This is a genomic window from Janibacter limosus (assembly GCF_004295485.1).
GTDB lineage: Bacteria > Actinomycetota > Actinomycetes > Actinomycetales > Dermatophilaceae > Janibacter > Janibacter limosus_A.
Genome location: NZ_CP036164.1, coordinates 2,823,740 through 2,849,993, shown reverse-complemented (window position 1 = coordinate 2,849,993; position 26,254 = coordinate 2,823,740). Strand labels below are relative to the sequence as shown.

24 protein-coding genes are annotated in these 26,254 nt (G+C 71.6%); 15 read left to right on the top strand and 9 right to left on the bottom strand.

The features are described 5' to 3' along the window. Positions 1-18: 18 nt before the first annotated feature. The gene (locus EXU32_RS13600; protein ID WP_130630385.1) at positions 19-1,152 is read left to right on the top strand and encodes an LCP family protein; all 1,134 of its coding nucleotides are present in this window, start codon (positions 19-21) and stop codon (positions 1,150-1,152) included. On the opposite strand, the gene EXU32_RS13595 is transcribed toward EXU32_RS13600, so the two are convergent. The 7 genes from EXU32_RS13595 to EXU32_RS13565 all read right to left on the bottom strand — a co-directional run bounded on the left by EXU32_RS13595 (position 1,145) and on the right by EXU32_RS13565 (position 5,994). Then, on the bottom strand, positions 1,145-2,191 hold the full coding sequence (locus EXU32_RS13595; protein ID WP_130630384.1) for a sulfate/molybdate ABC transporter ATP-binding protein: 1,047 nt from the start codon (positions 2,189-2,191) through the stop codon (positions 1,145-1,147). The two genes, EXU32_RS13600 and EXU32_RS13595, sit on opposite strands and share 8 nt — an antisense overlap. Beyond that, entirely contained in the window at positions 2,188-2,964 is a 777-nt protein-coding gene (locus EXU32_RS13590; RefSeq protein WP_130630383.1) for an ABC transporter permease, read from the bottom strand. The genes EXU32_RS13595 and EXU32_RS13590 overlap by 4 nt, the downstream gene beginning before the upstream one ends. Then, positions 2,961-3,713: a molybdate ABC transporter substrate-binding protein gene (gene modA / locus EXU32_RS13585; protein WP_130630382.1), complete on the bottom strand. Its 753-nt coding sequence runs from the start codon at positions 3,711-3,713 to the stop codon at positions 2,961-2,963. Before modA ends, EXU32_RS13590 begins: the two co-directional genes overlap by 4 nt. Then, the gene (locus tag EXU32_RS13580) at positions 3,710-4,111 is read right to left on the bottom strand and encodes a TOBE domain-containing protein (protein ID WP_130630381.1); all 402 of its coding nucleotides are present in this window, start codon (positions 4,109-4,111) and stop codon (positions 3,710-3,712) included. The genes modA and EXU32_RS13580 overlap by 4 nt, the downstream gene beginning before the upstream one ends. A gap of 91 nt (positions 4,112-4,202) precedes the next feature. After that, a complete protein-coding gene (locus tag EXU32_RS13575) occupies positions 4,203-5,012 on the bottom strand; it encodes an SGNH/GDSL hydrolase family protein (protein WP_431603029.1) in 810 nt (269 codons plus the stop codon). Further along, positions 5,009-5,686, bottom strand: coding sequence for a uracil-DNA glycosylase (locus EXU32_RS13570; protein WP_130630380.1), 678 nt, complete (start codon positions 5,684-5,686; stop codon positions 5,009-5,011). Before EXU32_RS13570 ends, EXU32_RS13575 begins: the two co-directional genes overlap by 4 nt. Before the next feature lie 74 nt (positions 5,687-5,760). Continuing rightward, complete coding sequence (locus EXU32_RS13565) at positions 5,761-5,994, bottom strand: three-helix bundle dimerization domain-containing protein (protein WP_130630379.1); 234 nt, start codon at positions 5,992-5,994, stop codon at positions 5,761-5,763. 176 nt (positions 5,995-6,170) lie between these two features. On the opposite strand from EXU32_RS13565, the gene EXU32_RS13560 reads away from it, so the two are divergent. The 14 genes from EXU32_RS13560 (at position 6,171) to EXU32_RS13495 (ending at position 23,814) form a co-directional block, all read left to right on the top strand. Next, positions 6,171-7,529 (top strand): pyridoxal phosphate-dependent decarboxylase family protein, encoded by a 1,359-nt coding sequence (locus EXU32_RS13560; protein ID WP_130630378.1) that lies wholly within the window; start codon positions 6,171-6,173, stop codon positions 7,527-7,529. Positions 7,530-7,925: 396 nt separating this feature from the next. Next, entirely contained in the window at positions 7,926-8,225 is a 300-nt protein-coding gene (locus EXU32_RS13555) for a DUF3263 domain-containing protein (protein WP_130630377.1), read from the top strand. 147 nt (positions 8,226-8,372) lie between these two features. Further along, positions 8,373-8,837 carry a hypothetical protein gene (locus EXU32_RS13550; protein ID WP_130630376.1) on the top strand — a complete coding sequence of 155 codons (465 nt, stop codon included), beginning with the start codon at positions 8,373-8,375 and terminating at the stop codon, positions 8,835-8,837. Between the two features lie 184 nt (positions 8,838-9,021). Next, positions 9,022-10,656: a chaperonin GroEL gene (groL, locus tag EXU32_RS13545; protein WP_130630375.1), complete on the top strand. Its 1,635-nt coding sequence runs from the start codon at positions 9,022-9,024 to the stop codon at positions 10,654-10,656. A 78-nt stretch (positions 10,657-10,734) separates the two neighbouring features. Continuing rightward, positions 10,735-11,607 carry an AAA family ATPase gene (locus tag EXU32_RS13540; RefSeq protein ID WP_130630374.1) on the top strand — a complete coding sequence of 291 codons (873 nt, stop codon included), beginning with the start codon at positions 10,735-10,737 and terminating at the stop codon, positions 11,605-11,607. Further along, entirely contained in the window at positions 11,604-12,767 is a 1,164-nt protein-coding gene (locus EXU32_RS13535; protein ID WP_130630373.1) for a vWA domain-containing protein, read from the top strand. Before EXU32_RS13540 ends, EXU32_RS13535 begins: the two co-directional genes overlap by 4 nt. Further along, positions 12,760-13,890: an XdhC family protein gene (locus EXU32_RS13530; RefSeq protein ID WP_130630372.1), complete on the top strand. Its 1,131-nt coding sequence runs from the start codon at positions 12,760-12,762 to the stop codon at positions 13,888-13,890. The genes EXU32_RS13535 and EXU32_RS13530 overlap by 8 nt, the downstream gene beginning before the upstream one ends. An 80-nt stretch (positions 13,891-13,970) precedes the next feature. After that, the gene (locus EXU32_RS13525) at positions 13,971-14,480 is read left to right on the top strand and encodes a (2Fe-2S)-binding protein (RefSeq protein ID WP_130630371.1); all 510 of its coding nucleotides are present in this window, start codon (positions 13,971-13,973) and stop codon (positions 14,478-14,480) included. Further along, complete coding sequence (locus EXU32_RS13520; RefSeq protein WP_130630370.1) at positions 14,477-17,020, top strand: xanthine dehydrogenase family protein molybdopterin-binding subunit; 2,544 nt, start codon at positions 14,477-14,479, stop codon at positions 17,018-17,020. Before EXU32_RS13525 ends, EXU32_RS13520 begins: the two co-directional genes overlap by 4 nt. Then, positions 17,017-17,880 (top strand): FAD binding domain-containing protein, encoded by an 864-nt coding sequence (locus EXU32_RS13515; RefSeq protein ID WP_130630369.1) that lies wholly within the window; start codon positions 17,017-17,019, stop codon positions 17,878-17,880. Before EXU32_RS13520 ends, EXU32_RS13515 begins: the two co-directional genes overlap by 4 nt. Position 17,881: 1 nt before the next feature. After that, the gene (locus EXU32_RS13510) at positions 17,882-18,667 is read left to right on the top strand and encodes an SRPBCC family protein (RefSeq protein ID WP_130630368.1); all 786 of its coding nucleotides are present in this window, start codon (positions 17,882-17,884) and stop codon (positions 18,665-18,667) included. A gap of 88 nt (positions 18,668-18,755) precedes the next feature. Further along, entirely contained in the window at positions 18,756-20,411 is a 1,656-nt protein-coding gene (locus tag EXU32_RS13505) for an alkaline phosphatase D family protein (RefSeq protein WP_130630367.1), read from the top strand. A gap of 128 nt (positions 20,412-20,539) precedes the next feature. Continuing rightward, on the top strand, positions 20,540-21,280 hold the full coding sequence (locus EXU32_RS13500) for an ABC transporter ATP-binding protein (RefSeq protein WP_130630366.1): 741 nt from the start codon (positions 20,540-20,542) through the stop codon (positions 21,278-21,280). Continuing rightward, a complete protein-coding gene (locus tag EXU32_RS13495) occupies positions 21,280-23,814 on the top strand; it encodes an ABC transporter permease (protein WP_130630365.1) in 2,535 nt (844 codons plus the stop codon). The genes EXU32_RS13500 and EXU32_RS13495 overlap by 1 nt, the downstream gene beginning before the upstream one ends. Before the next feature lie 62 nt (positions 23,815-23,876). On the opposite strand, the gene EXU32_RS13490 is transcribed toward EXU32_RS13495, so the two are convergent. Both EXU32_RS13490 and EXU32_RS13485 read right to left on the bottom strand, forming a co-directional pair. Next, positions 23,877-24,173, bottom strand: coding sequence for a WXG100 family type VII secretion target (locus EXU32_RS13490; protein ID WP_130630364.1), 297 nt, complete (start codon positions 24,171-24,173; stop codon positions 23,877-23,879). A 52-nt stretch (positions 24,174-24,225) separates the two neighbouring features. After that, positions 24,226-26,181, bottom strand: coding sequence for a DUF2339 domain-containing protein (locus EXU32_RS13485; protein WP_130630363.1), 1,956 nt, complete (start codon positions 26,179-26,181; stop codon positions 24,226-24,228). Between the last annotated feature and the right edge of the window lie 73 nt (positions 26,182-26,254).

The following is a 26,254-nucleotide window of genomic DNA, read 5'->3' as shown; positions in this document are numbered from 1 at the left end:
CGCACCTACGGTGGAGGGGTGAGACGTCTCTTCGCCATCCGCACCGCCGCGACCACCACCGCGATCACGCTGGCGCTCGCCGCCTGCTCCGCGACCCCTGACGAAGGGGAGGACGCACCCTCGTCGTCGTCCTCCACGTCGTCGTCGGCCGGCTCGTCGTCGACCACGAGCACGGCCACGAGCACGGCCACGATCTCGGGGGCGCCCGCTGCCCTGACCTCTGTCGTCGCCAAGAAGTACGGCGACCACGAGCTGGACGGCACGGCGAAGCTCGGCACCTGGCGCGGGGCCAAGGTCGCCGTCGTCACCGCCGATGACGACGTCACCCTCGCCGTGCGACCCAAGGGCCGCACCGCGTGGAAGGTCGTCGGTGGGTGGTGGCCCAGCCTCGGCAGCGCGGGCAAGGCCGACCTCGGGGGCAGCCGCCACGTCCTCGTGCTCGGCTCCGACGCCCGTCCCGGCCAGGACGTCGAGCACTCCCGCGCCGACGCGATCCAGCTGCTCGGCGTCGACGGCAAGGGCGGCGCCGGGCTGATGGGCTTCGCCCGTGACCTGTGGGTGCCGATCCCGGGCCATGGCCACGGCAAGCTCAACTCCTCGATGGTCTTCGCCGGTCCGGGCGGGCAGGCGACGTCGGTCGAGAGCATCAGCGGTATCGACGTCGACGGCTACCTCGTGACGAGCATGAAGGGCTTCTCCGCGATGGTCGACGAGCTGGGCGGGCTGGGCTTCGTCGCGCCCAAGGCGCTCGACTCCCACCTGCCCGGCGGCAAGATCGCCAAGGGCCGTCACCGCCTCTCCGGGGACAGCGCGCTGGCCTGGGCGCGCGAGCGCAAGACCCTGCCCGACGGCGACTTCGGCCGCTCGCGCAACCAGGGCCTGCTCCTCGCGGCGGCCGCGGTCCAGGCGAGGGTCAAGGGGCCGGGTGTGGTGCCCGGGGCGCTCACCGTCATCGACGAGCACGCGAGCAGCGACCTGTCCGCGCAGGAGATGCTGCTCTTCGCCGCGTCCTTCTACCGGGTCAACCCGACGGCGGTCGGCCACGCCGTGGCCAAGGGCCCCACCGCCATGCAGTCGGGCCAGTCGATCGTGCGTCTCGACGAGGAGTCCAAGGCCGCCTTCCGCGACTTCCGGGACGGTCGCCTCAGCTGACCCCGGCCGGGTGGACGCGCACCTGGCTCGCCTTGACCGCGACCCACACGGCGTCGCCGGGCCGGAGGGGGAGCGCGGCCAGCGCCGCGGGCGTCACCTCCGCGCTCATGGCGAAGGGGGTCTCCAGCCACACGCGGACCCGCCCGGCGTGCGCCTCCACCCGGGAGACCCGCCCGTGCCAGACATTGCGCGGCGACCCCTCGGGATGGTCGTGGTGCAGCGAGACCGCGTCGGGCGCGAAGGTCACCCAGCACGGCCCGGTCACCGCGTGCGGGCCGGTCGCGATGTCGAGGTCCCCGGCCCGCGCCCCGCCTCCCGGCAGCGCCTCGGCCCGCAGCAGGTTGACCCCGGCGAGCCCCGCGGTGAAGTCGCTGCGCGGGTGCTCCAGCACCCGACGGACCGGTCCGTGCTCGACGGGTCGGCCGAGGACGGTGAGGGTGTCGGTGGGGCCGTCGGCGACGGTCAGGACGTCGAGGACGTCATGGGTGACGAGCACGACCACGAGGTCTGCCCGCTCGTGGGTCACCCGCGAGAGCACCGCGCGCATCGCGGGAGTCGCCTCGACGTCCAGGGCGGCGAGCGGCTCGTCGAGCAGGAGCGCCGCCGGCTCGGCCGCCAGTGCCCGGGCGAGGGCGACGCGCGCGGCCTGCCCGCCCGAGAGCTGGGAGGGTCGACGATCGGCGAAGTCGCTCATGCCCACGACCTCCAGCCAGTGGTCCGCGCAGGCGCGGGACTCCCTTCGTCCCCTGCCGTGGCTCCGCGGTCCGAAGGCGACGTTGTCGCGCACGGCCAGGTGGGGGAAGAGCTGCCCGGCCTGCGACATGAGCACCACGCGGCGGCGGTGCGGGGGGAGCCCGTCGAGGGGGCGGCCGTCGAGGACGAGGCGGCTGGAGTCCGCCCGCTCCAGACCGGCGATGACCGCGAGCAGCGAGGACTTGCCGGCGCCGTTGGGCCCGGTGATCGCATGCCGACCGGGGGGCAGGTCGAGGTCGACGTCGAGACCGCGCTCGGCCCACCGGGCACGCACCTGCAGGCTCATGCGGCGGCCCTCGTCGTGCGCGCGTAGACGGACCCGACGATCACCGTGGCGAGCACGACGAGCACGAGGGACAACGCGATCGCGGCGTCCGGGTCGACCTCGCGCTGCAGGTAGATCTCCAGCGGGAGCGTGCGGGTGCGGCCCTGCGCGGACCCGGCGAAGGTGAGCGTCGCGCCGAACTCGCCGAGCGCCCGGGCGAAGGCGAGCACCGAGCCCGACAGCAGCCCGGGTGCCACGAGCGGCAGGGTGACCCGGGTCAGCCGCCGCCACGGACCGGCGCCGAGGGTGGCGGCCGCCTCCTCCTGACGCCGGTCGAGACCGCGTACCGCCCCCTCGAGCGACAGGACGAGGAAGGGGAGCGCGACGAAGGTCTGCGCGAGGACGACCGCGGTGGTCGAGTAGGAGATCGACAGGCCCGCGGCGACCAGGTGCTCACCGAGCAGGCCGCGCCGACCGAAGGTCGTGAGCAGCGCCAGACCACCGACGACCGGAGGCAGCACGAGGGGGACGAGGACCAGCGCCCGCAGGGCCGACTGCCCCCGCCAGCGACCCCGTGCCAGCAGCAGCGCGAGCGGTGCGCCGAGGAGGATGCACAGCGTCGTCGCGATGACCGAGGTGCGCAGCGACAGCAGGAGCGCGGTCACGGACGCCTCGGAGGTGAGCAGCGGCCAGAGAGTGGCGACGTCGACGGACGAGATGAGCCCGAGCAGCGGGACCACGACGACGAGGATGGCCACCGCCGCGGGGATCCACAGCCATACGGGAGGTCTCACGGGGCGCCGAAGCCCTTGTCCTTCAGCACCTTCTGGCCCTCCGGGCCGGTGACGAAGTCGACGAAGGCCTGGGCCTTGTCGGCCCGCGGGCTGCCGTCGAGGGTCGCGATCGGGTAGGAGTTGACGACCTGACCGGCCCCCTTGGCCGGGACGGTCGCGACCTTGTCGCCGGCCCCGGTCGCGTCGGTGACGTAGACGAGCCCGGCGTCGGCCTCGCCCGCGGTGACCTTGGTGAGGACGTCGGTCACCTTGGACTCCTCGCTGGCCGCGTCGACGGTGACGTGCTGCCGCTGCAGCAGCGTCTGGGTGGCCGCGCCGCAGGGGACCTGCGGGGCACACACGACGACGGCCAGGTCCTTGTTCGCCAGGTTCGTCAGGCCGGTGATCCTCTTGGGGTTGCCCGGCTCGGTGATGATCGTCAGGGTGTTGGTGGCGAAGATCGTCGGCTCACCGTCCACGGCGTCCTTGACCTTGTCCATGTTCTTCTCGTCGGCAGAGGCGAAGACGTCGATCTGTGCGCCGTTGGTGATCTGCGTGGCGAGGTCGGAGGACCCGGCGAACTGCAGATCGACCTTCACGCCGTCGTGCTCGGCCTCGTAGGCCATGGCGATCTCCTCGAAGGACGAGGTGAGGGAGGCGGCCGCCGCGACGTGCAGGGTGGTCCCGTCGCCGGAGTCCGTCCCCGACCCGCAGGCGGCCAGGGCCAGGGCGAGCGCGGTGACCGCGGTCGTGGCGATGAGGCGCCTCACGATGCGCTGCCCGGGGTGCCGATGACGACATTGGTCGACTTGATCGATGCGACGGCGACGACGCCCGGCTCCAGCCCCAGCTCGTCGGCGGCCTCGCGGGACATCAGGGAGACCACGCGGAAGGGCCCCGCCTGCAGGCTCACCTGGGCCATCACCCCGTCGCGCAGGACCTCGGTGACGATGCCGCGCATCCGGTTGCGGGCGGACTCGTCGGTGACCGGTCCGACCGGCGCGGGATGGGCGATCTCCTGGGCGAGGCGGGCGAGGTCGGCGCCGTCGACGAGGACGGGACCACCCCCCTTCGTCGCGGTGAGGCGACCACCGTCGATCCAACGTCGGACGGTGTCGGGAGAGACCGCGAGCAGCTCCGCCGCGTCTGAAACTCGCATCTGCGCCATGGCGGTCACGATATCAGCGCATCTGCGCCAATAATCCGCACGACCTCAAGGACGTGCGGGTTCGTCGGGTCGACCTCAAGGACGTGCGGGCTCAGGCGTCGGGCAGGTCCGCGGGGCCGAAGGGGGTCGGCTCGGCGATCTTGGCCGTCACCGAGTCGCCGGACGAGCGGCCGGTGAGCCGGCGGTGCACCCACGGCGCGGCATAGGCGCGGGCCCAGCGGGCCGTCTCGGCGACCTGCTCGCGGCGGGCGACGGCCGGCGCGGGGTCCAGTGGCGCGCGCCAGTCGGGGTCGCTCACCGGCTGGGCGAGGGCGGACAGCGCCTCCTGCGCCACGCGTCGGTGGCCCTCCGTGCTCAGGTGGATCCGGTCGGTCGACCACAGCCGCCAATCGCGTAGCGCGCGCAGGCCCCACAGGTTGAGCACGTGCGCGCCCTGGCGCTGGGCGATGGAGAAGACATTAGCGCTGTGCACCGCGTGCCGGGAGCGAAGGGAGGACAGCAGCCCCGCGTCGGCGGGGTCGGCCGGCGTGGCCATGAGGACGTCGGCGCCGGTGGCGCGGAGGGTCACCACGGCCTGCTCGAGGCGGTCGGCGATCTCGTCGAGGTCGACCCGCGGGCGCAGGATGTCGTTGCCGCCTCCGACGATCGAGACGAGGTCCGGGCCGGCGTCGAGCGCGGCGTCGAGCTGCGGGCCGATGACGTCGTCGAGCTTGCGGCCGCGGACGGCGAGGTTGGCGTAGTGGAACTCGCCCTCGGGGACTTGGGTCGACAGCGCGGCGGCCAGCCGGTCGGCCCAGCCGACATAGCGGCCCTCGGCGCGCGGGTCCGCGTCGGACATGCCCTCGGTGAAGGAGTCGCCGATCGCGATGTAGCGGCGCCAGGGGTGGACGGTCTCGGTCACGGCAGTCTCCAGTCGATCGGGTCGGCGCCCTGCTGGGCGAGCAGGGCGTTGGCGGCGCTGAAGGGCCGCGAGCCGAAGAAGCCGTGGCGCGCGGACAGCGGCGAGGGGTGGGCGCTCTCGACGCGGGGCACGTCGCCGAGAGCCGGCGCGAGGTTGCGCGCCTTGCGGCCCCAGAGGATCGCCACGAGCGGACCGCCGCGCGCGGCGAGCACCTCGATCGCGCGGTCGGTCACGGCCTCCCAGCCCTTGCCCTGGTGGCTGTCGGGGGCGCCGGAGCGCACCGTGAGGCAGCGGTTGAGCAGCATGACGCCCTGCTGCGCCCACGGGGTGAGGTCACCGGTGCTCGGCGCCGGGACCGCGAGGTCGTCGACGAGCTCGCGGTGGATGTTGACCAGCGACCGGGGGAGGGGGCGCACGTCCGGCGCCACGGCGAAGGACAGGCCGATCGCGTGCCCGGGCGTGGGGTAGGGGTCCTGGCCGACGACCAGGACCCGGACCTCGTCGAGGGGGATGGTGAAGGCGCGCAGCACGTGCTCGCCCGCGGGCAGGTAGCCGTGCCCCGCGGCGATCTCCTCACGCAGGAAGTCGCCCATCGCAGCGATGGTGGGAGCCACCGGCTGCAGCGCCTGCGCCCACGAGGGGTGGATGAGGTCGGTCAGCAGCTGGGTGGGCACCGGTCAAACCTACGACGTACCGATCCCCCCGACGCAGGGGCATCAGGGGGATCGGACGACGTGGGACCGGCTCGTCAGCAGGTCGCGCTGGTGGGCGGCACGGGAGCGCCGGCCAGGTCGTGCAGCTCGATGCGCACGGCGTGCTCGATGAGCGGCGCGAGGAACTCCGGGTGGGTGTTGGTCGCCTCCATGCGCTCGCGTGCGGTGGCGACCATCGCCTCGATGCGCTCGCAGGCCACCTGCGGGTAGCGCACGCAGAGGTCTGCGGCGATGTTGGTGACGACGTGATCGACATTGATCGTGAACATGTGGGCCTCCCCGGTCCGTGTCCGCCCGTGCGGTCAAGATGAACGCAAGGTTAACAGAAGGTGTATTCGACGACGTTCCCGCCCTCGTGGCGTGTCCGTGGGGAGCGCCCGGCGAGCGCGGGGAGAGCTCGGGGCGAAGGGCTGGGCCGGTGCCGGATCGGCCCTAGAGTGCCCTCGTGCATGGATTCGCTGATGACAACACCTCCCTGGCGGAGCTGGCCCAGATCGTCCTCGACTACTCCAAGGAGCGGCTCGAGCTCGACCCGGTGCCGCTGGACCGACCGCTGACGCCGGCACAGCTGCAGGAGGAGGCCGGTCAGACGATCACCGCCGAGGGTCTGGGTGGTCACCGGGCGATGGACCTCTTCGCCGAGGTCCTCGCGCCTGCGTGCCTGTCGGTCGACCACCCGCGCTACCTCTCCTTCATCCCGTGCGCTCCCACCGAGGCGGCCGCGATGTTCGACCTCGTCGTCGGGGCGAGCTCGATCTATGCCGGGTCATGGCTCGAGGGGTCGGGCGCCGTCTACGCGGAGAACCAGGCGCTGCGGTGGATCGCCGACCTCGTCGGCCTCCCCGAGTCGTCGGGCGGGGTCTTCGTCCCGGGCGGCACGATCGGCAACCTGTCGGCCCTCGTCGCGGCCCGCACCGAGGCGCGGCGCACGGCACCTGCCGGCCAGCGGCCCTTCCGCGTGGCGACCACCCGCGGCGCGCACTCGTCGATCCAGTCGGCGTGCGACGTCATGGACGCCGAGCTGACGGCCGTCGAGCCCGACGAGCGCGGCCGACTCACGGGTGAGCGGCTGCGTGAGGTCCTGCTCGCCAACGGTCCCGAGACCTACTTCGCCGTGGTCGCGACGGCCGGCACGACCAACTTCGGCATCATCGACGACCTGACCTCCGTCGCCGAGGTCTGCCGCGAGCTCGGCATCTGGTTCCACGTCGACGGCGCCTACGGCGGCGCCGGCCTGGCCGCGCCGTCGGTGCGCCATCTCTACGCGGGCATCGAGCACTGCGACTCCTTCATCGTCGACCCGCACAAGTGGCTCTTCGCCCCCTTCGACTGCTGCGCGCTGCTCTACCGCGACCCGGCCGCCGCTCGCAACGCGCACACCCAGCGGGCCGGCTACCTCGACGTGCTCACCGACGCGCCGGACTGGAACCCCACCGACTACTCCGTCGGCCTGACCCGCCGGGCGCGCGGGCTGCCCTTCTGGTTCTCCCTCTCGACCCACGGCACGCAGGCCTACACCACCGCGGTGGAGAAGACGCTCGAGGTGGCGGCCTTCGCCGAGGCGGAGATCCACCGCCGCGACGAGCTCGAGCTCGTCGGCGAGCGCTTCCTGTCCGTCGTCGTCTTCCGACGCACCGGGTGGAGCGCGGCCGACTACGCCGCGTGGTCGGACCGGATGCTCGACGAGGAGTTCGCCTTCATCGTGCCCACCGTGCACGAGGGGGAGACCCTCGCCCGCTTCGCCATCGTCAACCCGCAGACGACCACGCAGGACATCAGCGACATCCTCGACTCGATGGGCTGACCCCCACGACAGGCCGCGGCCCCGGGCGGGCTGCCCGGGGCTGCGGTGGGTGAGTCACTCCTCGACGAGGGTGCTCACTCCCCTGCGAAGACCAGGTTGCCGCGGCAGGATCCTGCGCCGGCCAGCAGCAGGCCTGCCGCCATGACGCAGGTGATGAGTGTCCTCTTCATGATGCTTCGTCCTTCCGAGACGAGGGTCCCGGCCCCTGCCCCCCGGGTGGTGGCGCCATTGCCGCCACCCACCGAATTTGCTCTTTGCTGACCATTGCGGCCCAGGCGTGCGCCGAGCGGTCATCGCTGTGACGGATGGGACGAAGGGGGCGTGAGGGACTCCCTTCGTCGTCGCTGTCCAGCCGACACGCCGAGGTAATGACAAGCATGTGATTCCGCCGGTACAGTGCGTCGCGTGAACCTCGCCGACCAGTCCGCCCAGCCGACCCCCTCGGTCCCGCTCACGGACCGCGACCGGGAGATCCTGGCCTTCGAGCGCCAGTGGTGGAAGTACGCCGGCTCAAAGGAGCAGGCGATCAAGGAGCTCTTCGACATGAGCTCCACCCGCTATTACCAGGTGCTCAACGGCCTGATCAACAACCCGGCCGCCCTGTCCGAGGACCCGATGCTCATCAAGCGGCTGCGCCGCCTGCGCGACCAGCGCCAGCGCACCCGCAGCGCCCGCCGCCTCGGCATCGAGGTCTGAGCGCCCGGCAGATCACGGATCTGTCACGGATCGCCCACCGGGGCAACCGCTCCACGCCCGGTGACGTCTCAACGCACGAGAGGTCGTCGGGGTGGTTCCGGTGCGCAGGGGGTACCGGAGCCACCCCCGCCTTGGCATGGTGGACCCATGGCTGAGATGGACTGGAGCACCCCCGCCGGGCTCGCGGCGATCAAGGACCACCTGACCGGGCGCATCGACGGGTGGCGGCAGCCGGTCGCCTGGGCGGTCGGCATCACCTCGGCGAGCAGCGACCCGAGCTGGCAGCTGCCCCACGTCAACACCCCCGGCGGCCGCCACGGTCTGGCCGCCGTGGTCCTCGCCTCCGTGCTCAGGCATGACGGCTCCACCGCGACGCTCGCCCTGTCGCCGGAGCAGCTGGGTGCCGCTGTCGAGGGCCTGGCGCCGGCCGAGGCGTGCGCCGAGGTCCACCACGCCAACCTCGGCGTCTGGCGCGGTCTGCTGGCCGAGGTCGAGGGCAACCCGGCCCGCGAGCTGGTCGCGATCTTCGTCGCCGACCTCGCCGACCCGATCACCTCGGACGCCGACGGTGCGATGCGCGCCACCTTCGAGGACCTCCACCCGCGGACGTGACGCGTGTGCACTCGACCACCGAGAGTGCCAATAATGGCGTTAGCACTCTCCCCGTGAGAGTGATAATCCTTGACCGGTCAGGTGAGGGGTTCGACCGCACGGTGACGTGAGCCGGGTGGTCGCTCTCCGTCCGTCGCGGGCGCCCCCGGTCATGACCCTTCGATTCGCGTGGAGGACCACCCGAATGGCAAAGCTCATTGCTTTTGACGAGGAGGCCCGACGCGGCCTCGAGCGGGGAATGAACACCCTCGCCGACGCCGTCAAGGTCACCCTTGGCCCCAAGGGCCGCAATGTCGTCCTGGAGAAGAAGTGGGGAGCCCCCACGATCACCAATGACGGCGTGTCCATCGCCAAGGAGATCGAGCTCGACGACCCGTACGAGAAGATCGGCGCCGAGCTCGTCAAGGAAGTTGCGAAGAAGACCGACGACGTCGCCGGTGACGGCACGACGACGGCCACCGTGCTCGCCCAGGCGCTCGTGCGCGAGGGCCTGCGCAATGTCGCCGCCGGCGCCAACCCGATGGCCCTCAAGCGCGGCATCGAGAAGGCCACCGCGGCCGTCTCGGACGAGCTGCTCGCGATGGCCAAGGAGATCGAGACCAAGCAGCAGATCGCTGCCACGGCCTCCATCTCTGCTGCTGACCCCGAGATCGGCGCCAAGATCGCCGAGGCGATGGACAAGGTCGGCAAGGAAGGTGTCATCACCGTCGAGGAGAGCAACACCTTCGGTCTCGAGCTCGAGCTCACCGAGGGCATGCGCTTCGACAAGGGCTACATCTCCGGCTACTTCGTCACCGACACCGAGCGCATGGAGACCGTGCTCGAGGACCCCTACGTCCTCATCGCCAATTCCAAGATCGGCTCGATCAAGGACCTGCTCCCCGTCCTCGAGAAGGTCATGCAGGCCGGCAAGCCGCTGCTGATCATCGCCGAGGACCTCGAGGGCGAGGCCCTGTCGACGCTGGTCGTCAACAAGCTCAAGGGCACCTTCAAGTCCGTCGCCGTCAAGGCCCCGGGCTTCGGTGACCGCCGCAAGGCCATGCTGGCCGACATCGCCATCCTCACCGGTGGCCAGGTCATCTCCGAGGAGGTCGGCCTCTCGCTCGAGACCGCCGAGCTCGACCTGCTGGGTCGCGCTCGCAAGGTCGTCGTCACCAAGGACGAGACGACCATCGTCGAGGGCGCTGGCGACCAGGACCAGATCTCCGGTCGCGTCAACCAGATCAAGGCCGAGATCGAGAACAGCGACTCGGACTACGACCGCGAGAAGCTCCAGGAGCGCCTCGCCAAGCTCGCCGGCGGCGTCGCCGTCATCCGCGCGGGTGCGGCCACCGAGGTCGAGCTCAAGGAGCGCAAGCACCGCATCGAGGACGCCGTCCGCAATGCGAAGGCTGCCGTCGAGGAGGGCATCGTCGCCGGTGGTGGCGTCGCGCTCCTGCAGGCGACCAAGGCTGCCTTCGCGAAGCTCTCGCTCGAGGGTGACGAGGCCACCGGCGCCAACATCGTGCGCGTCGCGGCCTCTGCTCCGCTGAAGCAGATCGCGACCAACGCCGGCCTCAACGGCGGCGTCGTGACCGAGAAGGTCGAGAACCTCCCCGCGGGCGAGGGTCTCAACGCGGCCACCGGCGAGTACGTCGACATGATCGCCGAGGGCATCATCGACCCCGCCAAGGTGACCCGCAGCGCGCTGCAGAACGCCGCCTCCATCGCGGCGCTCTTCCTCACCACCGAGGCCGTCATCGCCGACAAGCCGGAGAAGGCCTCTGCGGCCATGCCCGGTGGCGACGAGATGGGTGGCATGGGCGGCATGGGCTTCTGAGCCCCTCCGCTGCACGCAGCACCTGACGAAGGGCGGTTCCCCCGATGGGGGAGCCGCCCTTCGGCGTAGCCTCCCAGCATGACGTCACCTCAGCAGCTGGCGGATCGGCTGGGAGCCACGGGCTACCTCGCCGACGAGGACCTGGCCACGGTCGCCTTCCTCGCCAGGGAGATGCAGCGCCCGCTGCTGCTCGAGGGAGCGCCGGGCACGGGCAAGACCGCGCTCGCCGAGGCCCTCGCCGAGCTGGAGGGGGTCCCCCTCATCCGCCTGCAGTGCTACGAGGGGATCGACGCCTCGCAGGCCCTCTACGACTGGGACTTCCCGCGGCAGATCCTGCACCTGCGCACCCTCGAGACGTTGACGACGAAGGGGGAGGTCCTCCCCGACGAGGCGGAGCGCTCCCTCTTCGACGAGCGCTTCCTCCTCGAGCGCCCGGTGCTGCGGGCGCTGCGGCACAGCCCGGCGGTGCTGCTCATCGACGAGATCGACCGGGCCGACGACGAGTTCGAGGCCTTCCTGCTCGAGGTGCTCTCGTCGTGGACGGTGAGCATCCCCGAGCTCGGGACGATCAGCGCCACGGTGCCCCCGATGGTCGTCCTGACGTCCAACCGGACCCGTGAGCTGCACGACGCCCTCAAGCGGCGCTGCCTCTACCACTGGATCGACCACCCGGGCCTGGACCGCGAGGTGGCGATCGTCCGCAGCCGGATCCCCGAGGTGACCCGGACGCTGGCCGCCCAGGTGGTCGGTGCCGTCCAGCACCTGCGGGCCCTGGACCTGGTCAAGCCGCCGGGAGTCGCGGAGACCCTCGACTGGGTGGCCGCCCTGCAGCGGCTGGGTGCGCAGGAGCTCGACCTGCAGATCGCCGCTCGGACCCTGGGCGCGGTCATCAAGTACCGCGAGGACGCCGACCGGGTCCGCGATGCCCTGGACCGGGTCCTCGCGAGATGACCGCGACCTCGTCGAGCGCGCCCGGCCGGGACCGCGCGCCCCGCGGGGTCGACGAGGTGCTCCTGGGGCTGGCCCACGCGGCGCGTGCAGCCGGGGTGGGAGTGACGCACGACCGGTCGACCGCCTTCCTCGAGGCAGCGGCGATCGTGGGGGCGGGCGACCGTGAGGGCGTGCGCAGGGCCGGTCGCGCGACCCTCTGTGCCGGGCCGGAGGACCTGGTGCGCTTCGACCAGGTCTTCGCCGAGTGGTTCGGCCAGACCGCCGTGCGCGCGCGGCCGCACATCCGCGAGCAGGAGCGCACCACCACGTCACCGCTGCCCCTCGACGACGTCGCCCCCGCTCCCGGCGAAGGGAGGAGCGAGACCGTCCACGTCGCGGCCAGCGACGTGGAGATCCTGCGCCACCGGGACGTGGCCGCGCTCGAAGCCGCGGACAAGGCGCTGCTGGACTCGCTGCTCGCCGGCCTGAGGGCGCGGCTGCCGGTGCGACGCAGCACCCGACGCACCCCGTGGCGACGTGGCGAGATCGACGTGCGCTCGACCCTGCGCTCGATGCTGCGGCAGATGGGCGAGCCGAGTCGGATCGACCACCGACGTCGGGGGCTGCGAGCGCGCCGGGTGGTCCTGCTCGTCGACGTCTCGGGGTCGATGCGCCCCTACGCGGACGCGCTGCTGAGGCTGGCCCACGTGGTGGTGCACGCCCGCGGCCCCGCCGGTGGCGGACCGACCACCACGGTGGAGGTCTTCACCCTCGGCACCCGGCTGACCCGGATCACCGAGGCCCTGCGCACCCGCGATCCCGAGCGGGCGCTGGTGCGTGCGGGTGAGCAGGTGCCGGACTGGTCGGGCGGGACCCGGCTCGGCGAGGTGCTGCGGGTCTTCCTCTCGGGTGTCGGCACCCGCCACCTGACGCGCGGCGCCGTCGTCGTCATCATCAGCGACGGGTGGGAGCGCGGCGACGGCGGTGAGCTGGGCACGCAGCTCGGCCGGATCCACCGGCTGGCGCACCGCGTCATCTGGGCCAATCCGCACCGCGGCAAGGCGGGGTATCGTCCTGTCCAGACCGGCATCGTGGCTGCTCTGCCACATGTCGACGCCTTCGTCGCCGGTCACTCGTTGAGGGCGTTCGAGGAGCTCCTGGAGGAGATCGCTGATGCGTGAGGTGCTGCCGGAGCTGCTGCGGTGGTGGGAGCAGGGCCACTCGATCGGTGTCGGGACCGTCGTCGCGACCTTCCGGTCCGCGCCTCGTCCGCCCGGTGCCTCGATGCTCGTCGGACCCGACGGCACGGCCGTCGGGTCGGTGTCCGGCGGGTGCGTCGAGGGCGCGGTCTACGAGCTGGCCCAGGAGGTGCTGGACTCCGGCGACCCCGCCTTCCGCAGGTACGGCATCTCCGACGACGACGCGATGGCGGTCGGCCTGACCTGCGGCGGGATCCTCGACGTGTGGGTCGAGCAGATGAGCCGCGAGACCTTCCCCGAGCTCGGCGAGGTCGCCGCCGACATCGAGGCCGGACGGGCGGTGGCCGTCGCGACGATCATCGAGCATCCCGACGTGCAGTGGCTGGGGCGACGGATGATCATCCGCCCCGACGAGGAGCCGCGTGGGTCCCTCGGGTCGCCACGCGTCGACGCGGCGGTGCGCGACGACGCCCTCGGGCAGCTGGCGCTCGGCCACAACGCCACGCTCGGTTACGGAGCCGACGGCGAGCGCCGCGGCGAGGGCATGCGGGTCTTCGTCTGGGCCTTCGCGCCCCCGCCACGCATGCTCGTCTTCGGGGCCATCGACTTCGCGGCGGCGGTGGCCAAGGTGGGGGACTTCCTCGGGTACCGCGTCACCGTGTGCGACGCGCGCCCCGTCTTCGCGACCCACAGCCGATTTCCCGCGGCGGACGACGTCGTCGTCGACTGGCCGCACCGCTACCTGGCCGCCGAGCAGGAGGCGGGCCGGATCGACGGGCGCACGGTGATCACGGTGCTGACCCATGACCCCAAGTTCGACGTACCGCTGCTCGAGGTGGCCCTGCGCCTGCCCGAGGTCGGCTACATCGGGGCGATGGGCTCGCGGCGCACGCACGAGGACCGCGAGGAGCGGTTGCGCGAGGCCGGCGTGACCTCGACGGAGCTGGCGCGGCTGAGCAGCCCGATCGGCCTCGACCTGGGGGCTCGGACGCCGGAGGAGACCGCGATCAGCATCGCCGCCGAGTTCGTCGCCGACCGCTGGGGCGGAACGGGCGAGCGGCTGACCGCCCGCGACGGCCGGATCCACCACACCCTCGAGGGCTGATGTCAAGGGGGTGACCCGGCCGAGGGTGCTCGCTAGCATGAGCCGCATCACACTGTCGTGATCGACCTCAGGAGAGCCCCATGGCCAGGATCGAGCTCGTCGTCGACGGCGCAAGAGTCGCCGATGACGTTGAACCCCGCATGCTTCTCGTGCACTACCTGCGAGAGAGCCTCGGCAAGACCGGCACGGTGATCGGGTGCGACACCTCCAACTGCGGAGCCTGCACCGTCCACCTCGACGGCAAGAGCGTGAAGTCCTGCAACATCCTGGCCGTCCAGGCCGACGGGTGCGAGGTCACCACCATCGAGGGGTTGGCCACCGACGGTCAGCTGCACCCGGTGCAGGAGGCCTTCCACGAGTGCCACGCCCTGCAGTGCGGCTACTGCACCCCGGGCATGATCATGCAGTCGGTCGACCTGCTGCGGGACAACCCCGACCCGAGCGAGGAGGAGATCCGCCTCGGTCTCGAGGGCAACCTCTGTCGCTGCACCGGCTACCACAACATCGTGCGAGCGGTGCAGACCGCAGCCGGGTCCTCCGGGGCGGCGGCCAATGCCGGCGCCTCCGACAGCGCGGGCGGCACCCGATGAGCGTCGAGGCCGCAGAGCAGACCACCGAGCAGACCACCGACAAGCCGGTCCGCGAGATCGGTCGGGACCGTCGCCGCAAGGAGGACCAGCGGCTGATCACCGGTCGTACCCGCTGGACCGACAACATCGTCCTGCCGGGCATGCTGCACATGGCCATGGTGCGCAGCCCCTTCGCCCACGCGAGGATCACCGCCGTCGACACGAGCGAGGCCAAGGCCGCGACCAATGTCGTGGCCGTGTACTCGGGGGCGGACCTCGACGAGTCGGTCGGCGTCCTGATCAACGCCTGGCCGCTGAGCCCGGACCAGGTGACCCCCGTGCACCCGCCGATGCCGACCGACCGGGTGACCTTCGCCGGCGAGATCGTCGCCGTCATCGTCGCTCGCAGCGCGGCCGAGGCTCGAGACGCGGCCGAGCTGGTCGACGTCGACTACGAGGAGCTACCCGCCGCGCTGGACCTCAAGGAGTCCGCGCAGGACAAGGTCCTGGCGCACCCGGACCTGGGCACCAACAAGTCGGCGCTCTGGGTCTTCGACTCTGTCGCGGCAGGGACCGGGACCGACGTCGAGGAGGCCATCGCGACGGCGCGTGACGGCGGCATCCTCATCGAGCGCGAGTATCGCCAGCAGCGGCTGATCCCTGCCTTCATGGAGCCGCGCTCCGTCGTCGTCGACCCGACCGGTGAGCAGCTGACCATGTGGACGGCGACCCAGATCCCGCACATCGTGCGCTTTGCCCTCGCGGCGACGACCGGTGTGCCCGAGTCCAAGATCCGGGTCATCGCCCCCGACGTCGGCGGCGGCTTCGGCGGCAAGCTGCAGGTGACGCCGGAGGAGTGGCTCGCCTGGTGGGTCGCCCGGCAGCTGGGCAAGCCGGTCAAGTACACCGAGACCCGCTCCGAGTCGCTCATGGCCGCCCACCACGGGCGCGACCAGTGGCAGCGGCTCACGCTCGCGGCCGACAAGGAGGGGCACGTCACCGGGCTCAAGGTCGACCTGCTCGCCGACCTCGGCTCCTACGTGGCCCTGATCGGCGGAGGGGTGCCCGTGCTGGGCGCCTTCATGTTCAACGCCATCTACAAGTTCCCGGCCTACCACTTCTCGATGCAGTCGGTCCTGACCAACAAGGCCTGGACCGACGCCTACCGCGGCGCCGGGCGACCCGAGGCGACCTTCGGCATCGAGCGGATGATGGACGAGCTGGCCCACGAGCTCGGTGAGGACCCCCTGGTCGTCCGTGAGCGCAACTGGATCACGCACGAGGAGTTCCCCTTCACCTCCGTCGCCGGTCTCGAGTACGACTCCGGCAACTACGAGGCCGCCACCGCGATGGCCAAGGAGATGTTCGGCTACGACGAGCTGCGTGAGGAGCAGCGGCGACGCCGCGAGAGCAATGACCCCGTGCAGCTCGGCATCGGGATCTCGACCTTCACCGAGATGTGCGGCCTGGCACCCAGCCGGGTGCTCGGCAGCCTGGACTACGGGGCCGGCGGGTGGGAGCACGCGAGCGTGCGGATGCTCGCCACCGGCACGGTCGAGGTCGTCGTCGGCGTGAGCGCCCACGGCCAGGGCCACGAGACGGCCTTCAGCCAGATCGTCGCCGACCGGCTCGGCGTCCCCTTCGAGAGCGTCGAGATCCTGCACGGAGACACGCAGATCTCGCACAAGGGCCTGGACACCTACGGCTCGCGGTCGTTGGTCGTCGGGGGAGAGGCCGTGGTCAAGGCTGCGGACAAGGTCATCGACAAGGCGCGTCGCTACGCGGCGCACATGCTCGAGGCCAACCCCGACGACCTGGAGTTCACCGACGGTCGCTTCGCGGTCGCCGGCACGGACCAGTCGGTGGGCATCACCGAGATCGCCGGGGCGGCCTTCGCCTCGCACGACTACCCGGACGACATCGAGCCGGGCATCGACGCCGACGCGACCTATGACCCGGTCAACTTCAACTACCCGCACGGCACGCACCTGTGCGCCGTGGAGATCGACACCGAGACCGGGCAGGTGACCCTGCGCAAGTACACCTGCGTCGACGACGTCGGCCAGGTGGTCAACCCGCTGATCGTCGAGGGACAGATCCACGGCGGTCTTGTCCAGGGCATCGCCCAGGCCCTGTGGGAGGAGGCCGTCTACGACGACTCGGGCACCCTCGTCAGCGGCAGCTTCGTCGACTACCTCGTGCCGACGGCGGCCGACACCATCAGCTTCGACACCGCCACCACCACGACCCTCGCGACGACCAACACGCTGGGGACCAAGGGCGTCGGCGAGGCGGGCACGATCGCCTCGACGCCGTGCATCGTCAACGGCGTGGTCGACGCGCTGCGGATCTTCGGCGTCGACGACGTGCAGATGCCCTGCACCCCGGAGCGGGTCTGGCAGGCGATCCGGTCCGGCTCCGAGGGTGAGAGCACGACGGGCGCGGCCGCCCCGCACTTCGACGAGGTGACGGGCACGCAGGGCCAGACCGACCGCACCGCCGGTGCGGACGGCCCCACCGGCGGGTCTGCCGGTACCGATGCAGAAGGAGCAGGGCGATGATCCCGGCGAAGTTCGACTACGCGGCGCCGACCACGGTCCAGGAAGCCCTCGGGCTCCTCGCCGAGCACGGTGACGAGGCCAAGGTGCTCGCGGGCGGGCAGTCCCTGCTGCCGGTGCTGCGGATGCGGCTCAACGCTCCCGAGATGGTCATCGACATCGGCCGGATCGACTCGCTGCGCGGCATCAGCGACGACGGGTCGAGCATCACCATCGGTGCGATGACGCCGTACCACGAGATCCTGGCGGACGAGCGGGTGCGCACCCGCTGCAGCTTGCTGCACCAGGCGATCAGCGAGGTCGCCGACCCGCAGATCCGGCACCGCGGGACCCTCGGCGGGGCCCTCGTCCACGCGGACCCCGCGGGTGACTGCGGGGCACCCGTCCTGGCGATGGGTGCCGAGCTGGTCATCACCGGTTCCTCCGGCGACCGGGTCGTCGCGTCGGGCGACTTCTTCGAGGGGCTCTTCGCCACGGCCGTCGGCGAGGACGAGCTCCTCACCGCGATCCGGGTCCCCACCTATGACGGGTGGGGCTCGCACTACGAGAAGTTCGTGCGCGTGGCGCACCAGTGGCCCATCGTCGCTGTGGCCGCTCAGGTGAGGACAGAGGGGGGCTCGATCGCCGAGGCCCGCATCGGCCTGACCAACATGGGCTCGACCCCGGTGCGGGCCGCTGCGGTGGAGGCCGCTCTCGTCGGCGCCTCGCCGACGGCAGAGGGCGTGCGGGCCGCGTGCGACCTCGCCGGCGAGGGGACCGACCCTCCGTCGGACCTCAACGGCGACGCCGACTACCGCCGCCACCTGGCCACGGTGCTCACCCGACGTGCCGTCCTCGCGGCCGTCGGGGGACAGGAGGGGTGACGTGCAGCTGACCCACACCTTCACCGTCCCTGCCGGCATCGAGCAGACCTGGGCGGCGCTCGGCGACATCGAGTCCGTGGCCGGGTGCTTCCCCGGAGCCCAGGTCACCAGTGCGGACGAGAGCTCCTTCGAGGGCACCGTCAAGGTCAAGCTCGGCCCGATCGCGCTCGTCTACAAGGGCTCGGGCGAGTTCGTCGACAAGGACGCGTCGGCCCACCGCATGGTGATCAAGGCCCTGGGCAAGGACAAGCGGGGCAACGGCACGGCCGGCGCCGACGTCGTCGCCACCATGACCGAGCTCGGACCGTCGAGCACGCAGGTCGAGGTGGTCACCGACCTCAACGTCACCGGCAAGCCGGCGCAGTTCGGCCGCGGCGTCATGCAGGACGTCTCCGACAAGCTCCTCGGGCAGTTCGTCGACTGCCTCGCGGGTCGGCTCGCCGGGCCCGCCGAGGACGCGACGCCCGAGCCGGCAGCGGCCACGTCGACGCCGGACCAGGTCGATGGGTCGACACCGGCGGCGGCTCCTGCGACGGCCGCGGCTCCTGCACCAGCCGGCGCTCCTGCGACGGCCACTACTGCTGCACCGGCCACCGCGCCAGCGCCGGCCGCCGCACCCGCCTCTCGCTCGTCCCGGACCGCGTCGAGCAGCTCCGGTTCCGTCGACGCGATCGACCTCGGGGCCACCGCGCTCCCGGTGCTGCTGAAGGCCTACGGCCCCCAGCTCGCCGCCGGTCTGGGCGGGCTGGCGATCCTGGCCCTCCTCCTGCGTCGTCGACGGCGCTGACCCTGCACGACCCCGTCGTGGGTCGGGGTCCCGGACGTCGCGGGACCCCGACCAGACGACTCCCAGACACGAGGGCGAGCATGGAGCGATGACTGCGTCGTCCCCGCTCGTCCTCGGCCCCCTGCTGCGCTTCGTCGGGGAGCACGACGCCTCGATCTGGGTCGAGATCGCGCGGCCCGCGAGGGTCACCATCGTCTCCGACGGGCGGGAGTGGCACGCCGCCAGCTTCGTCGTCGAGGAGCACCACTACGCCCTCGTCCTGCTCGACGGGCTGAGCCCGGGACGCATCTACGAGTACTCCGTGCAGGTCGATGGTGAGCCGGTGTGGCCGCTGGGGGACTCCCCCTTCCCCCACCCGAGCGTCGCGACCCTGGACCACGACCGTCCAGCGCTGCTGGCCTTCGGCTCCTGCCGCACGAGCGTCCCGCACGACGCCGAGCACCACGAGAGCCACGGTGTCGACGCGCTGCGGACCGTCGCCCTGGCGATGGCCGAGGGGGAGTTCCGCCGCCCGGACGTCCTGGCCATGCTCGGCGACCAGGTCTACGCCGACGAGACCAGCCCGCAGATGCGCGAGTTCATCGCCTCCCGTCGCAGCCTCGACGAGCCGCCGGGCGAGGAGATCAAGGACTACGCCGAGTACTCCCATCTCTACGAGCTGGCGTGGAGCGACCCGGCGATCCGCTGGGTGCTCTCGGTCGTGCCGAGCGCGATGATCTTCGACGACCACGACATCCGCGACGACTGGAACACCTCGTGGACCTGGCACCAGGAGATCAACCAGACCCCGTGGTGGCACGAGCGCCTCGTCTCCGGGCTGACGAGCTACTGGGTGCACCAGCACATCGGCAACCTCGCTCCGGAGGAGCTGGCCCAAGACGAGATCTGGCAGCTCCTCGACGGCGCCGCCCCCGGCGAGGTCGACCTCACGCAGCCGCTGCGCAGTCTGTCCGATCGAGTCGACCGGCACCCCGAGACCTACCGTTGGAGCTACACCCGCGCGCTCGGTGGCTCGCGGCTGATCATGCTCGACTCGCGCGCCGCCCGGGTGCTCGAGCCCGACCGGCGCTCGATGCTCGACGACGACGAGCTCGCCTGGCTCGACGAGCAGGTGACCGGCGACCTGGACCACCTCTTCATCGGGACGTCCATCCCCTTCCTCCTCCCGCCCGGGCTCCACGACGCCGAGGCGATCAGCGAGTCCCTCGCCAGCCCGCACCGGTCCGGGCCGGTGCGGCGCGGCACCGAGGCGCTGCGCCAGACCGTCGACCTCGAGCACTGGGGGGCCTTCCAGTCCGGCTTCGTCGAGGTCTTCGAGCTCGTCATGTCGGTCGCTCGCGGCGAGCGCGGCCACCCGCCGGCCACCGTCACCTTCCTCTCCGGCGACGTGCACCACTCCTACGTCGCCGAGGTCACCGATCCCGCATCGCACGGCGCGCGCAGCCGCATCGTGCAGGCCGTGTGCAGCCCGATCCGCAACCCGATGCCGCGCGGGATCCGCGTGCTGATGTCGCAGATGGCCAAGGGCCTGGTCCGGCCGATGCGATGGCTCGCCGTCAGGACGAAGGGGGTCCCGCACCTGCGCTACCCGTGGGAGCTGACGCACGGACCGTGGTTCGACAACAACCTCGCGGTCGCCGAGGTCCACGACGGGCACCTGACCCTGCGGTGGGTCACCGGCGACGTCGTGGTCGGCGACGACGCCCACCCGCGGCTGCGGGTCGTCTCCACCGTCGAGCTCTGAGGGGACCTCCCTTCGTCCTCCTGCGGCCCGCCACCCGTGGGCTGCGGGGGGATACCCCAGTGACCGGAGCCCACCGGCACACCTAGATTTGTCGCGGACGCATCGGACGACGCACGGGAGCAGGGGACATGAGCACGCAGGTTGCCGCAAGCACGCACGAGCTGCGCAAGGTCTACGGCAAGGGGGAGGCCAGCGTGGCCGCGCTCGACGGCATCGACCTGGACATCGGTGGGGGGCAGTTCACGGCGATCATGGGCCCCTCCGGGTCGGGCAAGTCGACGCTGATGCACTGCCTCGCCGGTCTGGACGCCGTCACCTCGGGGCACGCCTACATCGGCGACACCGACATCACCCGGCTGAAGGAGAAGGACCTCACGCGGCTGCGCCGCGACCGGATCGGCTTCGTCTTCCAGGCCTTCAACCTCATCCCCACGCTGACCGCGGAGGAAAACATCCTCCTTCCGCTCGCCATCGCCGGGCGCGCGGCCGACCCGGCGTGGTTCGACCTGGTGGTCGACACCGTCGGGCTGGGCGACCGCCTTCGCCACCGGCCGGGCGAGCTGTCCGGGGGGCAGCAGCAGCGCGTCGCGTGCGCCCGGGCGCTGGTGTCGAAGCCCTCGATCATCTTCGCCGACGAGCCGACCGGCAACCTCGACTCGACCTCGGGGGCCGAGGTGCTGGGCTTCCTGCGGCGCAGCGTCGACGAGTTCGACCAGACCATCGTCATGGTCACCCACGACCCCGTGGCCGCGAGCCACACCGACCGGGTGCTCTTCCTCGCCGACGGCCGCATCGTCGACGAGCTGTGGCAGCCCGAGCGCGAGAGTGTGCTCGAGCGGATGGTCGCCCTCAGCAACGGGGCCCACTGATGCTCAAGGCCACTCTCAAGTCCCTGCTGGCGCGCAAGGCGCGCCTGCTCATGAGCGCGATGGCGATCGTCCTCGGGACCGCCTTCGTCGCGGGTTCGCTGATCTTCACCGACACCCTCGGGCGCACCTTCGACGGCATCATGGACGGCACCGTCGGTGACGTCGTCGTCCAGGCGGAGCAGACCGACGACTACGGCGGCTCCGGTGGCGCGCGCATCTCCGCGGCCGAGGTCGACGAGCTGGCTGCGCTGCCGGGCGCCGCCCGGGCCGACGGCAGCATCGACGCCATCGGGGTCTTCGTCGTCGGGACCAACGGCAAGGTCGTCGGTGGCCAGGGAGCACCTGCGCTGGCCTTCAACTACAACGACGCCCCCAACCAGCTGGGGGAGCCGCCCCTGGCCATCGTCGACGGCCGGGCTCCCGAGCGCACTGGTGAGGTCGTCGTCGACACCACGACTGCTGAGCGCGCCGGGTACACGGTCGGGGACGAGATCCCCCTCGTCACGACGGGCAAGGTCCCGCGCATCACGGCCACGCTCGTCGGCACGATGACCTTCGGCGAAGGGGGGATGGCCGGCGCCTCGATCGCCGTCTTCGACACCGCGACGATGCAGAAGTACTTCATGGACGGCAAGGACGAGTACTCGTCCGTCTGGGTCACCGCCAAGGACGGCGTGAGCCAGGGCGAGCTGCGCAGCCAGGCCGAGCCCCTGGCGCCCGAGGGCTTCAAGGCCTGGACCGGCAAGAGCCTCGCCGACGCCAACCAGAACGACGTGCAGCAGGCGCTGGGCTTCATCACCACCTTCCTGCTGGTCTTCGCCGGCATCGCCCTCTTCGTCGGCTCCTTCCTCATCATCAACACCTTCAGCATCCTCGTGGCCCAGCGCGGCCGTGAGCTGGCGCTGCTGCGGGCCATCGGTGCGTCCAGGCGTCAGGTCGTGCGCTCGGTGCTCGTCGAGGCCTTCGTCGTCGGTCTCGTGGGGGCGACGCTCGGTCTGCTGCTCGGGGTGCTGCTGGCCCTGGGGATCCAGACGCTCTTTGCCACCTTCGGTCTCGACCTGTCGGGCAGCGGGCTCGTCTTCACGCCGCGGACCGTCATCGCCGCCTACGCGGTCGGCATCGTCGTCACCATGCTCGCGGCGTGGGTACCCGCTCGCCGGGCCGGCTCCGTGCCGCCCGTCGCCGCGATGCGCGACTCGATCGACACCGGCATCGGGCATCACCCGGTCCGGCGCGGCCTCGAGGTCGCCGTCCTGGTGCTGGGTGTCGTGGCCTTCCTGGTCGGCCTCTTCGTGGCCGACTCCCGCCAGCTGTGGTGGATCGGGGCGGGCATCGTCGGGCTCGTCCTCGGCACGGCCTTCCTCGCTCCCTTCGTCGGTCGTCCCCTGATCGCCGGGCTCGGCTGGGTCTACCGCAGGGCCTTCGGTAGCGTCGGGCGGATGGCGGAGCAGAACTCCGTGCGCAACCCGGGTCGCACCGCCGCAACGGCCTCGGCACTGATGATCGGGATGACTCTCGTGGCCCTCATGGGTGTCATCGCGTCGAGCGCGACCGCCAGCATCGACAAGCAGATCGCGGACAGCTTCCGCGCCGACTACATCCTCAGCAACGCCGTCGGGCAGCCCTTCTCGTCCACGGTGGCCGAGCAGGTTGCGCGCGTCGACGGGGTGCGGGAGGTCTCGCCCGTGCGGTTCGTGAGCGCCGAGGTCGACGGGGGTCGGCTCTTCGCCACCGCCATCGACCCGAGCACCTTCGCCGACGTCGAGCAGATCGAGCCGACCTCCGGGACGGCGGACATCGGCGCAGACTCGGTGATGCTCTCGACCAAGCACGAGGGCGGCCGGCAGGTGGGCAGCACCGTCAAGGTCTCGATGGGGGCCTCGACCAAGCAGCTGAAGGTCGTCGGCTTCTACGACGAGATCCAGGCGATCGGCTCACCCGACATCCTGCTGTCCGTCGACACCGTCGAGACGATGGGTGGTGCGGCCGCCGACAACTGGGCCTTCATCTTCCTCGACCAGGGCGTCGACAAGGCTGGCGTGCGGGCCGGGATCGAGAGGATCACCGACCAGCAGCCGCTCGTCACCCTCAAGGACCAGGAGGGCTACGCCGCCGAGCAGCGGGGCAGCATCAACCAGATCCTCTACCTCATCTACGCCTTGCTCGGGTTGGCGATCGTCATCGCGGTCCTCGGGATCGTCAACACCCTCGGGCTGTCGGTCATGGAGCGCACCCGAGAAGTCGGGCTGCTGCGGGCGGTGGGCCTCTCACGTGCCCAGCTGCGCAGGATGATCACTCTCGAGTCGGTGACGATCGCCCTCCTCGGCGCGGTGCTCGGCATCGTCCTCGGGGTCGTCGCCGGTGTCGCGATCCAGCGCTCGCTGGTCGACGACGGGATCACCGAGCTGGCGATCCCGTGGGTGCAGATGCTCGTCTTCGTGGGCCTCGCCGGGATCATCGGCGTGCTCGCCGCGCTGCTCCCGGCACGCCGCGCCGCGAGGATGGACGTCCTGCGGGCGATCTCCACGGAGTGAGTGGCCTACGCGGGTGGCGGGGGGGGTGACCGGTCGGCGGTCGCCGCCCCCGCCGCGCGTCGTCAGCGGCCGGAGCGCATCGTGCTCTTGACCGAGGTCTCGGAGGTGTCATAGGTCTGGCTCGCGTCGCTGAGCGCCCGACCGATCTCGTCCAGGCTCTCCTTGACCGTGCGCTGGGTGACGCGCCAGTCGTTGATGAGGTCCTGGAAGCTGGTCGACGCGTCACCCTGCCAGTCGTTCTGCAGCGAGATCAGGCGGCTCATCATGCTCGCCACGGTGGTCTCGACGTCCTCGGAGATCCGGGAGACGTCGGTTGCGCTGCTGGCGACCTGCGCGGTGTCGACGGTGAATGTGGCCATGGTTGGGTTCCCCTTCGTGCTCGTGGTCCGGACGCCTGCGGCCCGGCTCCCCTCAGACGCTAGGAGGAACCGGCCCGACGGGCGCCGGGTTTTCCACAGGACCGGTCTCGGGGGGGGGGGGGGGCGCCCGTCGGGTGCGCTCCAATGCCTGGGCGTAGCCGGCGCCCATGGCGAGCAGCAGCAGGCCCGCGACGATGAAGCTGAGGACCCGGGCGAGACCGCCGAGGAAGGACAGGTCGAAGAGCAGCAGCTTGCCGACGCTCAGCGCGGCCAGGGCCAGGCCGGCGGGGATGGCGAGGGTGGACCCGCGCAGGCCCCGCAGCAGCAGGACCGCTGCGATGGCCATCCAGACGACGGTCGCGCCGGCCTGACCTGCGGTGAAGCCTCCGCGCGGGTCGTCGACGAGCTGGCCGACGAGCGTGATGAGCAGGACGACGCTGCCGCCCACCCACAGCACGGACAGCGCGAGGAGCGCCCGGGGCAGGGCCGGCGCCAGGGTGGGCAGGACGCTCGTGACGGCCCGGGCGAGCACGAGGTAGAGGGCGGTGACTCCGACCGCCGCGACGAGGTGTCGCACCGCGACCTCGTCGGAGAGGCTGCGCAGGATGACGTGCGGCAGCAGCGTGAGGGCACCGAGCGTCGCCAGCGCGCCGAGGGCGAGCGCCACGACGAGCGTGACGCGGTGCCGCAGGGCCAGGGCGGCCACGGCCCAGACGAGGCAGAGACCGACGCCGATGACCGGGGTCCACCCCTGCCCGTCGCCGGCGCGGAGTGCAGCGCACAGCGAGGTCAGGCCAGCGGTGCCGAGGGCGAACTCGGGCAGCCGGTGCTGCACCGGGGTGCCCTCACGGTGGTCGGCCAGGCTGGCGACGAAGACGAGCAAGCAGGTGGCGACGACGAAGAGCCCGGCCCCGCTCCAGCGGTCGTCGACGGCCAGGGCGGCTGCGCCGAGCGGCAGGACCCCGACCGGGACCAATGCACCGAGCTGCCTGGGTAGGCGGGTGACCCGGGCGCCGGCCAGGCTGGTGGCGAGGACCAGGACCGCGAAGAGCACAGCGAGCAGACCGGCGACGTCGGTCCGCTCGTGGACGGCAGCCAGGGCGGTGAGGAAGAGCGCCGTCGGCAGGATGCGCGCCAGCTCCAGCACCCACCAGTCCCGCCCGACCTGTGCGGGCCAGGTGGCGGCGGCGAGGACGAGGAGGAAGGCGCCCGTGAGCAGTCCGTGCTCGAGACCGACGAAGGGGGCCATGAGCGCGACCCCGAGGACGGCGACGACCGCGAGCAGCTGGCTGTCCCAGGAGCGGGCGAGCAGGACACCGCCGAGGGCGATGAGGCCCGCGATGACCATGCCCACGGGCAACGGGACCCACTCGTAGATGCGGGTCATGGCCAGGACGTCGAGATATGCGGTCGCGATGCCGGTGGCGGCCAGCCCCAGGGCGCCGATGGTGCCAGAGGGCCGCCGCCGCACGAGGACCGCGGCACCGACGAGGGCGATGGCCAGCAGGGCGCCGCTCAGCACCCGGGCGAGGGGGCCGAAGAAGCCCATCTGGATGGCGAGAGCCAGCAGGAAGGCGACACCGATGAGGGTGATCGCGGTCCCGACGACGACCAGCAGCTTGGCGACCAGCCCGTCCCGCTGCCACCAGGGCTCGGCGGGTGCCAGCGCCATCGGTGGGACGAAGGGGGGAGTGCCCGCCGGCGCGGGCGGCGGCATGACATGTCCGGGAGCGACCGGTGGCGGGGACGGCTGGCCCCGGGTCGGCTGGGCCGGCGAGGGGTGACCAGCGCCCACCACCGGTGCCGCAACAGGGGTCCAGTGCTCGGGGCTCGCCTCGATCGCACTCGCCTCGATCGCACTCGTCTGCGGTGCGTCGGTGGCCTCCGCGCTCAGTCGTGCACGGACGCGGGCCAGGTCGTTGCCCACGCTGTACATGCGCGACATCGCCTCGGCGAAGTCGTCCTCGATCGCGCGCATCGAGTCGAGGATCGGTTCTGACATGCTCATGCCCCCAGTGTGCTGTGGTCAGCACGCTGGGGGCATGAGTTCGGCTACTCAACGCCGCCTTCAGACGCCACAC

Coding starts and splice junctions, on each gene's coding strand:
- EXU32_RS13565 (WP_130630379.1), bottom strand. CDS start 5,994: ATGTTCACGATCAATGTCGATCACGTCGTCACCAACATCGCCGCAGAC.
- EXU32_RS13540 (WP_130630374.1), top strand. CDS start 10,735: ATGACGTCACCTCAGCAGCTGGCGGATCGGCTGGGAGCCACGGGCTAC.
- EXU32_RS13505 (WP_130630367.1), top strand. CDS start 18,756: ATGACTGCGTCGTCCCCGCTCGTCCTCGGCCCCCTGCTGCGCTTCGTC.
- EXU32_RS13515 (WP_130630369.1), top strand. CDS start 17,017: ATGATCCCGGCGAAGTTCGACTACGCGGCGCCGACCACGGTCCAGGAA.
- EXU32_RS13535 (WP_130630373.1), top strand. CDS start 11,604: ATGACCGCGACCTCGTCGAGCGCGCCCGGCCGGGACCGCGCGCCCCGC.
- EXU32_RS13490 (WP_130630364.1), bottom strand. CDS start 24,173: ATGGCCACATTCACCGTCGACACCGCGCAGGTCGCCAGCAGCGCAACC.
- EXU32_RS13525 (WP_130630371.1), top strand. CDS start 13,971: ATGGCCAGGATCGAGCTCGTCGTCGACGGCGCAAGAGTCGCCGATGAC.
- EXU32_RS13520 (WP_130630370.1), top strand. CDS start 14,477: ATGAGCGTCGAGGCCGCAGAGCAGACCACCGAGCAGACCACCGACAAG.
- EXU32_RS13500 (WP_130630366.1), top strand. CDS start 20,540: ATGAGCACGCAGGTTGCCGCAAGCACGCACGAGCTGCGCAAGGTCTAC.
- EXU32_RS13485 (WP_130630363.1), bottom strand. CDS start 26,181: ATGAGCATGTCAGAACCGATCCTCGACTCGATGCGCGCGATCGAGGAC.
- groL (WP_130630375.1), top strand. CDS start 9,022: ATGGCAAAGCTCATTGCTTTTGACGAGGAGGCCCGACGCGGCCTCGAG.
- EXU32_RS13595 (WP_130630384.1), bottom strand. CDS start 2,191: ATGAGCCTGCAGGTGCGTGCCCGGTGGGCCGAGCGCGGTCTCGACGTC.
- EXU32_RS13550 (WP_130630376.1), top strand. CDS start 8,373: ATGGCTGAGATGGACTGGAGCACCCCCGCCGGGCTCGCGGCGATCAAG.
- EXU32_RS13580 (WP_130630381.1), bottom strand. CDS start 4,111: ATGGCGCAGATGCGAGTTTCAGACGCGGCGGAGCTGCTCGCGGTCTCT.
- EXU32_RS13530 (WP_130630372.1), top strand. CDS start 12,760: ATGCGTGAGGTGCTGCCGGAGCTGCTGCGGTGGTGGGAGCAGGGCCAC.
- EXU32_RS13495 (WP_130630365.1), top strand. CDS start 21,280: ATGCTCAAGGCCACTCTCAAGTCCCTGCTGGCGCGCAAGGCGCGCCTG.